General features: G+C 66.5%; 7 protein-coding genes and 1 pseudogene. 3 read left to right on the forward strand and 5 right to left on the reverse strand.

What is annotated here, in order from left to right:
- The first annotated feature begins 2 nt into the window (after positions 1-2).
- Positions 3-479, forward strand: a complete 477-nt coding sequence (locus tag DEJ04_RS03525) for a hypothetical protein (RefSeq protein WP_111046267.1) — start codon at positions 3-5, stop codon at positions 477-479.
- A 343-nt stretch (positions 480-822) separates the two neighbouring features.
- On the opposite strand, the gene DEJ04_RS03530 is transcribed toward DEJ04_RS03525, so the two are convergent.
- The 5 genes and pseudogenes from DEJ04_RS03530 to DEJ04_RS03550 all read right to left on the reverse strand — a co-directional run.
- Complete coding sequence (locus tag DEJ04_RS03530) at positions 823-1,659, reverse strand: hypothetical protein (RefSeq protein ID WP_111046268.1); 837 nt, start codon at positions 1,657-1,659, stop codon at positions 823-825.
- A 475-nt stretch (positions 1,660-2,134) separates the two neighbouring features.
- Positions 2,135-2,551, reverse strand: a complete 417-nt coding sequence (locus DEJ04_RS18165; protein WP_146248634.1) for a hypothetical protein — start codon at positions 2,549-2,551, stop codon at positions 2,135-2,137.
- A gap of 137 nt (positions 2,552-2,688) precedes the next feature.
- Positions 2,689-4,515 (reverse strand): site-specific integrase, encoded by a 1,827-nt coding sequence (locus DEJ04_RS03540; RefSeq protein WP_181437724.1) that lies wholly within the window; start codon positions 4,513-4,515, stop codon positions 2,689-2,691.
- 688 nt (positions 4,516-5,203) lie between these two features.
- Positions 5,204-6,352, reverse strand: a complete 1,149-nt coding sequence (locus tag DEJ04_RS03545) for a site-specific integrase (RefSeq protein WP_111046271.1) — start codon at positions 6,350-6,352, stop codon at positions 5,204-5,206.
- Positions 6,353-6,434: 82 nt separating this feature from the next.
- Positions 6,435-7,319, reverse strand: a pseudogene (locus DEJ04_RS03550) (RtcB family protein); the annotation flags it as partial.
- A gap of 526 nt (positions 7,320-7,845) precedes the next feature.
- On the opposite strand from DEJ04_RS03550, the gene DEJ04_RS03555 reads away from it, so the two are divergent.
- Together DEJ04_RS03555 and DEJ04_RS03560 are read left to right on the forward strand one after the other, a co-directional pair.
- Positions 7,846-9,666 carry a glycoside hydrolase family 15 protein gene (locus tag DEJ04_RS03555; RefSeq protein WP_111046272.1) on the forward strand — a complete coding sequence of 607 codons (1,821 nt, stop codon included), beginning with the start codon at positions 7,846-7,848 and terminating at the stop codon, positions 9,664-9,666.
- Positions 9,667-9,712: 46 nt separating this feature from the next.
- Positions 9,713-10,315, forward strand: coding sequence for a DUF1992 domain-containing protein (locus DEJ04_RS03560; protein WP_111046273.1), 603 nt, complete (start codon positions 9,713-9,715; stop codon positions 10,313-10,315).
- Positions 10,316-10,895: the final 580 nt, after the last annotated feature.

Raw genomic sequence — 10,895 nt, forward strand, 5'->3', positions numbered from 1 at the left:
CGGTGACCGACCTCCCGGAGAAGCGGCGCACGACGCAGCACATCGGTGCGGCGGGCGAACTGCTGGTGCAGTACCAGCTTCTCAAACTCGGCATCGACAGCGCTCGCCTGACAACTGACGCCGGGATCGACCTGGTCGTCTATGCGCCGGCGACGGGTGCGGCAACGACGATGCAGGTGAAAACCGTAGAGCGCAGCGCTCCCGCCGGCGGCCGCGGGCGGCTGGCGATCGGCTGGAACTTCCCGCACGGCACCCCGGCACAGGCACTCGCGTTCACCTCGTTAGAGGCTGACCGGGTTTGGCTGTTCACAACTGCGGAGGCTCGGCAGATTGCGCAGCAACACACCGCTGGCGGACTGCGCCGACTCTACTGGTACACCGACCAGACCACGCCTCAGCACGACGGTGTGCCGCTGCTGCAGTCCGACATGGGGCAGTACCTACTCAGCCGACGGGCTCCCCAGTGGTTCCCGAGGTAGGGGCTGGGTCACCGAGCAACACGGAGACAGCGTCTCGTGACCGGGGCAACTAACCTGCATGCCCCCTTGCCCGCGAGGCTCGAGTGGAACGCCTGGGGGCAACCCTCAAGTGCGCGAGCCCGGAGCAGGGGTCGGACCTCCGAGAGTCCCGCCCACTGATAAGCATTGACGACCAATTGTTGACCAGACGTTGAGGTCGGCAGCCGGATTGCCTGCCGCGTCGTTGAAACAGTCCCGCCCAGGGATCGGCTCGACACTGTCCTCGCGGACTATATGGTCGTGCCGCGGCTGTTCCTGTTCGCAGGCGTCGCGACCAAAGCTCGTTTAGCCGGCCCGATGCAACTCAAATGCCGGGGAGGTCAAGGTTCGCCTGAGCACGCATCTGAGTCTGGAGTTGCGCGAGCTGTCCGATAGCAACGAGCAGCGGATCGTCATCGGCGGCGTTGACTACGCCGAGCGGCCAGTCCTCCCGCTTCAAGTGGAAGCACAACGCGAGGTCGAGCTGTGCGAGTGTGGCGTGCGCGTGATGCAGAACTTCTCGCATCGTCATCGGTAGCCACCACTCCAAAGAGCTCGGGACGGGCACCTTCGGCAGGCTCACCGGGTTCACAGCGTCCGCTCGCGGGTGGAGGCCCTCGCTGTGAGCGGCGTATTCGCGCAGGAGTTCGGGCCTCCCGCCGGTAGGGAGAACGAGGAGGTCTGACTCGTGCTTCTCGATGAGCCTCTTGAACCCGAACTCGCGCGCACGATCTTTCCCGAGCAGCCACTTGGGGATCCGCTGCGGCTCGTGCAGGAAGTCTTGCGCGAGCGCGGCTATCTCCATCTGGTCCCGGCAAGTATCCATGACGACCGACTCACGTCGAGTGAGTACGCCATCGAAACTGATTTTGAGGTTCGATGCCGTCCGTCGGACGAGCTCACCCAAAGGCTCGAAGTCGGAGTGCCCGACGAAGTCGACCGCGGCAGTCGCTAACTCCAAGGCCCGGTTTGCTCCGGCAAAGGCCTGCGGGAATCGAGTGGCGAGTGTGAGGAGCGTGTGCTGTCGTCGTCGATCTTCATCGAGCAACGCCGCCGTCAGACTCGGCGCCCATCCGGAGAGCAGGCTCGCGACCCCGTACAACCCGCCCTCGAACGGCTCAGCGGTCTGATCCCCCGAGCCCGACTCGGGTGCATCGTCCATTTGGAAAGAGTATCCGCCTAGGGGATGGCGGGCTCGTCGATTACTCCCGATCGCCGATTCGCTATCGGGATGCCGTCTAGGCAGGTGGTCGAGGGCCCCAGTCCGCGAAGGAGAGGATCGGGAGCGCGCTTGCATCAGTCAGCACCGATCCTGGCGTGACGGCGTCCCCCTCCTGCAGCCCGACCTGGACTGGCACCTCCTTCCGGCACCGGACAACGGTCATGTTCCTCCGGTAGTGCGTTCAGCGCTTCGGCGGTGTTTCCACCGGTCACACGAAAACCTCACCAAGTCGGATCGGGAACTCTTAGAGTTCCGCTGCCGGGACGAGCTCGTGCATGAGTGCGGAGCTGACGAGGTCCCGGTTTGACCAGAAGTGCGACCGCTATCCCGTCCGTGCCCGGTCTTTCGACCCCACAACCGGAGGTAGGCGGGGGCAATGGACTCGACGGCGGCCGAGATGTCACGCAGCCACGCCTTAGTGCAGCCCGTCGAGCGCGGAACGCGCGACCATCAGTTCTCTGGCCAGGAGTCGGTTGGCCTCGCTGGTGGCCTCGCGATCCTGCTCCGCGCGTCGCAACTTCTTCTTGAGCTCGGTCACTTCGAGTTCCAGGTCGGCTACTCGCTGCCGACCGCTGACAACGGTGGGATACGTGTCGACCACTTGTCGACTGGGCGCGAGGCCACCGTCGGTCAGACGTCGCTCCAGTGCCTTGACTTGTTCCACGAGGCCTTCTGCTCGTGCTGACGCGGCATCGAGCTCTGCAAGTAGATCGTCACGACTCTTGACATCGCGTCGCGCGGAGAATCGTCGATCTCCCCGTTGCTCCGCGATGACTGCGGCCCGGATCGCCTGACCGAGTTCTGGGTGCCGGGAGATGAAGTTCGGATGCACTTCCGCTCGTTCTGCGATCGCCGCCCGGGTGAGCCGCTGACCCGACTCGCGCTCGTCAATCGCTCGAAGGACCCGAGCACGTCGTTCTTCCGTGTCCCGCCTTCTGCTTGCTCGCAGCTCAGGCGGGAGGGTTCTTCTCACTCAGACTCCTTCAGGGGTTCGACGATCGTTGCCGCGGCACGGCGGCGTTCGCTCTCCAGTTGCAGTGTGTCCGCGCCGTCGAGTCCGGTGCGAAGCGTGAGGCCAACGCTGCCACGGATTCGGCGGAGTGCTAAGGACGCCTCCTCGATCTCGCGGCGGAACTCGGGCGATGCCGCTTCGAGCAGCGTTTCCTGTTCCTCAATCTCCTTCCGGAGTGCCTCGATCTCCTCGTCAGACGGCCGTGCTTGTGCGCGCGCCCAAGCGGCCCCGCCAGTGAACGCATCGATGCGGGCCCGCTCGGCGAGGAGTTCCTCAAGGTGACGCTTCATCTCGGGTAGGTACGATGGATTCGTTTCGTGGTGCTCACAGCCCACGCAGCGCATCCGGATGGGGCAATCCCACCCACCCGCCGCGACGTTATTCGGCTCCCTGCATCCGCCCCAGACGACTGCGACAGTGCCCTCCTGCTGACGAACGATCTCCTCGTCGGTCATGGTTCCCGACTGCGTGATGCCATCCTTGTTGAGGAAAAGGGACCCGACGAGCTCCGTTGCGTCACGCTTCTGCCTCCAGGGGACCCTGAAGTAGACGCCCGTGGTCTGGATCTGCTCATGGTCCATTAGATCTTGCAGCACATGAATTGCAACACCTGCATCAGCGCGGCGCTGTGCGTACGTGTGGCGGAGCGCGTAGAGAAAAACTCGCTCTCGGGGCCAAGGGACCATGCCGCCGCCGGGCATGGTTGACGACGCCAGTAGAGCGGGCAGCGAATCGACCCATTCACGGATGTACGTCTTTGGCAAGTCCGCACCAATGGGGTTCTTCCCATGGGGGTTCATGGTGCTGCGTGGGAAAAGCACGAGGTCGCGATCGTGGGTCTCGGGATACAGGGCCCTCACGTAATCCTGCTGCTTACGCACGACGGAGACGAGCTCGCTGTGGACCGGCAGCTTCCGCAACTTCCCCTTGGTGACCTTTGTCTCCTTGTAAATGAGGAAAGGGCCTCCCGGCGACGTTTCATCGATACATTCCAAGCGGAGAGAGGTCAATTCGATCGGCCGACGTCCGGTTTCTGCGGCGATGATGAAGAAGCGGCTGGCGTCGGGTCGCCATAGCTCGTCGAGCGCGTGCAGGTATTCCGTGGACAGAAGTTGCCGCATCACCTCTACCGGGAGCGAGCGGCCGTAGTCATCTTCGGAGTCCGCCGCCGTCTGCGGTCGCCTCGGGACCATCGCGTCGGAGATCGCGAAAGAGTGCGGGAGGTTAGGGACCGCGCCGACGTCGCGAGCGTGGCGCAGGACGGTTCGCAGGTGGTTCAGTGTCCGGTGAACACCGATGTCGGTCCAAGCCTTTGCAGAGGGGTGATCACTCGTTTTGGTGCCCCGGCGCACGCAGGCGGCGAGATACGCCACGAACGCTTGGCTCGTCTCGTGGTCGAGGAGGCGCGGGTCCTGGCCTGAAGCGGGTCCGTGCGCCACGAGGTAGTCACTCAGATGACTGATCGCGTCGACGTGTCGCTTGATGGAGCGGAAATCGTCGTACTTGTACAGAACCGCCCACGCCCAACTTCTCGCCACCTCACGCAGCCAGGGAAGGCTGATAGCGCCGAAGTTGACGTCGCCCTGTCGGTCGAAGACTGTTCCTGGCCATCGATCGGCGTGACGGAAGTCTGTGATTGCAGCACCGTAGTTCTCCGCAATCGCGGTCAGGTCGCGCAGCACACGGGCGGCGTCCGCTCCGATCGGAGGCGCGTCCGAGACGCCGCGCAGCGTCGCCAGCCGCTCGACCCGCACCCAGTTGATTGCTCGCTGCACCCATTCCATGCGAGTACTCGAACCCCGCTGCGAGCGAGTAAAGAGGCCGAAGAGGACTTGCCGGACAACAAGCGACGGCAGTGCAAGGAGTACGAGCCGTGTCGAGTCAGCAAGCGGCGCGGCTGTGGACGCCCAATCCGAGAGGTGGCCTCCGTCCAGATCCTTCAGCGCTGTCCAAGCTTTGTTGTGACCACGGCACAGGCGTTGGGTCGGTCGTTCTGCCTGGAGGTCACAGGTTGCGACCACACAAGTGCCGAGAGACGAGAGCGGCTGCAGCCTTCTGGGTCGTTCTGTGGTCTTGAACGCGCGAGCCGCTGCGGCGTGAGCCGAGCACAGCCCGAGCGATCGTTGCACGCGCTCGCACCGCGCTCCGTCGACGACGAGCTGACACTGGGTGTCGGGCCGCAGAGGACGGGGTCGTTGGACGAATTCTTCGAAGGTCAGCGATTCGGTACCTGCGTGCCAGCGGGAATCGCATGTGGTGCACAGCTGGTGCTTGCGGCTTCCCCAACAGGGAGTATCGCAACCGGCGACTCTGCAGGCGCGCCAGCCGAGCGTTGGGTGTTTTGAGGAAGGACGCAGGGTCTGTGATTGCTCATCCCAGCCAGCAGTTTGTAGCCAAGCGGTAGCCGACGCTGGGAGACCTATGGACCCTTCGTTGTCATCGTTGAACAGCTTCCGAGCGAGCTCGGCCATTTCAGCTCTCCCCCTTGCTAGGAGCCTCGTCCTGCCCGCCCCACATCGGGAAGAACGATCCGGCTTCTGCCGCGGTGCGCTTATCTGCCCAGTCTGGGTGAACGTACTTGCTCGTGGTCCGCGGATCTCTATGGCCGAGTAATGCTTGGACTACAGAGGGGTCTTCATTCTTTGATACCGCAGTGGCGAATGAGTGTCTTCCGCTGTGCGGTGATGCTGCGATGCCGGATCGTCGAGCAGCAGCAGCGAAAACACGATTCACCGAGGTGGGTTTCATCGGAGATCCGATCGGCTCCTTATAGAGATTGACGAACAAAAACCGCGAATTGTCGGAGCGCAGGATTCGCCGCCTTTCCGCGAGATATTCCGAGTAGAGGGTAATCACACCCCCCGTCAGGGGAAGCTCTCGCTCTCCTGTCTTCGCCGTTGCGCCGTTCTCATTCGAGCGAGGGATGACGTGCGCGTGGGCCCCAGGCAGGCGGCACCCCATGGCCCTCGAATCTGGGCGTGTGTGCATGTCCTTGAGGTGCAGCCCCAGCAGCTCGCCTCGGCGCGCTCCTGTCTCGAACGCGAGAGTCAGGAGGAATTTATCCCTGATGTTGCGCATTGAGTTCCTGACGAGATGCACGTCCCCTGGCGAGAGTGCTTTCTCTTCGGACCTATCAGGACTCGGTGCGCGCAGCCGAGATCTTCGGTCGCCCGTCACAGCGATGCCGTAGCGGTCGATCTTGATCTCGAACAAGATCCGAAGGACGCGCTCCTCGACGAGGCCTACCGACCCGAGGTACTCGAACATGGCGCCTACGGTGCGACTGATCTGTTCGATTGAGTGCGGGGCTCGGCGTCCCGCCCCACGTAGGGCCGTCGACTCCCGCGGGGCCTCGTGGTCCCGCGCACCAAGCCCGAGCCATGCGTGGAATGTAGTCAGGTCAGGCTCGTTCCATGGTCTCCCGGCAAGCGCTACCCACCGGAAGTAGTGGGCGAGTTGACGCGCGTACTGCGCCTGCGTATGCAGGGATCCGCCCTTGCCGAAGGCGATGTGTTGGAGGTACTCGTCTGCAGGGCGGATCGGCAGGTACTGCTCGTCGAGCACCGTCCAGTAGGCGGACCCCTGCAAGCTGACCTCGAAAGCCTTGATCTGTGCGGCCATGGCAGCCTCCCTCTCTACGCCGAGCTCTGTGCTCCAGAGTAGTGGCGTCCAGTGCCGTGAATTTCCGGCACAGCTACATAACCATCGACCCCGGGATCAGGCCGGGCTGACCGGCCTTCGCCTGGATCGCACCCTTGCGCGAGACCCACACGGACTTGCCCCAGTGCGTCTCACGCTGCGTGAAGTTGTGGTGGCAGTTGATCCGCTCGCGCTCGTCGACGGGCGTGCCGACGGCCTCGGACAGCTGCCGGACGACGCGGTCCATCATCTCCTCGCGGTTGAGCAGCGCGAAGTGCTGGGCCCACCGCAGCTCGGCGATGTACCGGTCGAACTCCGGCGTGCCCTCGACCAGGTACGCCAGGTCGGGGTCCGCCAGCTGGATCCACCACCGCTCCATCGCCTTCTTGGCGACCTTGATGTGGCGCTGCGCGATCTTGTTGCCGACGCCCCGCGACCCGGAGTGCAGGAAGAGCCAGACCCGGTCCTGCTCGTCGAGGGAGACCTCGATGAAGTGGTTGCCGGACCCGAGCGTGCCGAGCTGGTTCCGCCAGCCGCCGTGCACGCCGTCCGGGTCGAACCCCGCGGTCTCGGCCATCGCCTCGAGCTCGGCGATCCGGGGAGCGGCGGTCGCCACGATCTTCCGGTTCGACGCACCGGCCGACAGCGGGATCGCGCGCTCGATCTGCTCGCGCAGCCCCTGCAGGTCGGCGGGCAGGTCGGTGGCGGTGAACTGCGTGCGGACCGCGATCATGCCGCAGCCGATGTCCACGCCGACGGCCGCCGGCATGATCGCGCCGAGGGTCGGGATCACGGACCCGACGGTGGCCCCGAGGCCGAGGTGTGCGTCGGGCATGAGGGCCAGGTGCGGGAACACGAACGGCATGCGCGCGGTCGTGCGGGCCTGCTGCTCGGTGTTGTCCTCGAGCATCGAGGCCCAGCTGAGCAATCGGTCGTTGATCTTCTTCATGGAGTCGTCTCGCTTTCGTGACGGTCGAGGTGACGGTCCGAGACGGTCGTACGCCGGGCCTCCTGGTCGTCGCCGGACGTGGCGGACGGAAGGAAGCGGTGCTGACGAACGCCCCGGGCCGGGTGGGCACGGGGCGTCGTTGGACGTCGCGTGCCTACGCGGGATAGCGGAGGGACCACTGCTGCTCGGGCAGCACGGCGGCCGCGGCGAGCTGGAGCTCGACGCGTTCCTCGTTGTGCTGCACGGCGCGCATGCGCGGTCCTTCCGGTGTGCCCGGGGCGGGCGGTCTGCCTGATCGGCAGGAGGACGACGCTAGTGCGACACGCCCGGGATGCGCAAGTCGCGTGGGCGTGTCGGCTGGGGTCCGGGGGTTCGCCGGCGGCTGTCCTGGGGTGTTCCGGCGGTGCGCCGGGGGTGCTCCGGCGGTTCGCCGGTGGTTCTCCACAGCCGGGAGGCCCGGCGTGCGTTCTCCACGAGGGGTACGTCCGCCTGATGGTCGCCACCGGGGCCGGGGCAGGCTGGACGCATGACCGAGCGCACGCGAGACACCCCCGACGCGACCGAGAACGAGGAACGGACCAACGGGTACGTCCCGCTCCGTTCGTACGGCGCGATCGGCGACGGGCGGACGGTCGCCCTCATCGCGCTCGACGGCCGGATCGACTGGCTACCGATCCCGTCGATGGACTCGCCGCCGGTGTTCGCGAGCATCGTCGACGCCGAGCACGGCGGACACGTCGCCCTGCGGCCCGTGGACGACCAGGCGCAGGTGTCCCGCGCCTACCTGCCGGGGACGAACGTGCTCGTGACGACGTGGACGACCCCGTCCGGCACCGCCACCGTGACCGACGCCATGGTCACCGGTGTGGCCGGACGCCTGCCGTGGGCCGAGATCGGCCGCTGCGTGCAGGGGGTCGATGGTTCGGTCGAGATGGAGTGGGCGGTCGTGCCCGGCACGATCCTGAACACCGCCGAACCGCGCCGACTCGACACCGCGAACGGCACGGTGATCGGCATCGACGGCGTGACCATCGCGATCGTCGAGCAGGGCTTCGAACCGGTGCACGACGACGGCCCCCGGTTCTCCGGGCGGTTCTCGACCACCGAGGGGTCGAAGTCGATCCTGACCATCGTCGGCACGTACGACGAGCCGATCTTCCTGCCCGAGCCGGAGCGCACGCTCGAAGGGGTCGACCGCACGATCGAGAACTGGTCGACCTGGTCGAAGGAGTTCAGCTACGACGGCCCCTGGTCGGACGCCGTCCAGCGCAGCGCCCTCGCCCTGAAGCTCCTGATCTTCGCCCCCACCGGCGCCATCGCCGCGGCCCCGACGACGAGCCTGCCCGAGGACCGCACGGGCGGGAAGAACTGGGACTACCGGTTCGCCTGGGTGCGCGACCTGGCGTACACGGTGCACGCGCTCACCCGCTTCGGCCTGCGCGAGGAGACGCACGCCGCCGTGTCGTGGGTGATGCGCACGATCGCCGAGCACGACGAGACGATGCCGATCTTCTACGGACTCGACGGGTCGAAGAGCGACACCGTCGAGGAGCGCGACGTCCCGGGCTGGAACGGCATCGGGCCGGTCACGATCGGCAACCGCGCGGGTGACCAGCTGCAGCTCGGGGTCTGGGGCGACGTGTTCGAGATCATGCGGCAGTACGTCCGAGCCGGCAACGTGCTCGACCGCAAGACGGCCTCGGTGCTGCAGGACCTGGCCGACGACGCGTGCCACCGCTGGGTGGAGCCCGACTCGGGCATGTGGGAGCTGCAGGAGGCGCAGCACTACACGACGAGCAAGATCGGCTGCTGGCAGGCGCTCGACGCCGCGGTCGAGCTGCACGACGCGGGGATGATCGACGGCCCGCGCGAGAAGTGGATCGAGAACCGCGAGCTCATCGAGGACTGGGTCGCCGAGAACGGGTGGAACGAGGAACTCGGCCACTACGTCATGTACCCGGGCACCGACGCGCTCGACTGCTCGATCCTGCTGCACGCGATGTCGGCGTTCGACCGCGGACCGCGCATGGAGTCCACGATCCGGGCGATCGAGGAGCAGCTGCAGCACGGCCCGCTCGTGTACCGGTACTCCGGCATCCAGGACGAGGAATCGCCGTTCGTGGCGTGCTCGTTCTGGCTCGCTGCGGCCCTGGCCTGCGTCGGACGCGTCGATGACGCGAAGCAGCTGATGGACGACATGGTCGCGCAGGCGAACGACGTCGGCCTGTTCAGCGAGATGCTCAGCGCCGTCGACGGGGACTTCATGGGCAACATCCCCCAGGGGCTGTCGCACCTGGCGCTCATCCAGGCCGCGCTGACCATCGAAGAAGTCTCAGAGAAGTCCTGACCGGGCTGGACGAACCGTCGGGGGCGCGGGGCATCATGGTCTGACGATGAACGACGTCGATGCACGGATGGACCGGCTCCGCAGGGCCGCGCGCTACCGCTACCAGCAGCTCGTCGACCAGGAGATCGAGCGGGGGTCGCTCGACCCCGACGAGGTGCGGTCGGAGCGTGAGGAACGTCGGCTGCTCAAGGCCGCCGACGTCGCCGCGCATGCCCGGGCCCAGATCGCGGAGGCCGAGCGCCGCGGGGTCTTCGAGGGCAACCCGTACCACGGCAAGCCGCTGCCGGGACTCGACGGGCAGCACGACCCGGACTGGTGGATCAAGTCGAAGATCGAGCGTGAGGACATCCGGGGCATCGCGCCGCCGGCCCTGGCGCTGCGGACCGAGGACGCCGAACTCGACGACGCACTCGACGCCCTGTCGCTCGAGACCGACGTGCGCGACGTCCTGGTGGACTTCAACGCGCGGGTGAAGGAGGCCCGACGGCAGCTGCTCGGCGGGCCGCCGGTGGTGACGCCGATGCGCGACGTCGAGGCCGAGGTGCTCGCGTGGCGGGAGCGCCGCGAGGCGCGCATGGCTTCGGCCGCGCGGGCTGCGGAGCAGGCGCGGCTCGAGGCGAAGCCGCGGCGGTGGTGGCGGCGCCGCTGAGCGGTACCGCCGTGCGGTGCGGCGCGGGGGCGGGCGGTCCGGTCCGGGCGCGATTTCGCGCTGAGCGACAGACCACGCGGACGTGAGCACGTGAGGTGTCGCCCAGCCCGTGACGACGGAGGCCGCCGGCCCGGCGTACCCACATGACGGACGGGAGGCCCGTGCCAGCTGGCACTGGGCCTCCCGTCCGTCGTGTGCGCCCGTTCTTTCCCATCGCGCGCGCGTTGGTTCGCAAGAACGGGCGTACCTGGTCGAAAGAACTCGCCAGGTACGCCCGATTCCACCAGGTACGCCCGGTACCGCCAGGTACGCCCGATTCCGCCAGGTACGCCCGGTTCCGCCAGGTACCGCACGACGCACGTCGTGCAACGCAAGTCGGCCCGGGCCACGCTGTTGCGTGGTCCGGGCCGATTGTGGTGGTGCGGGGTGTTACTTGATCTGTGCGGTGATGGTGGCGGTGCCGACGAGGAGGCCGCGCTTGACGGCGTCGGTGCCGAAGGTCTTGTTCAGCAGGCCGGCGGCGTCTTCGCTGATGTGGACGGTGGTGCCGGTGAGGATGGCGTTGTCGCCCTCGAGCTGG

Origin of the sequence: Curtobacterium sp. MCLR17_044, assembly GCF_003234435.1 — a bacterium.
GTDB lineage: Bacteria > Actinomycetota > Actinomycetes > Actinomycetales > Microbacteriaceae > Curtobacterium > Curtobacterium flaccumfaciens.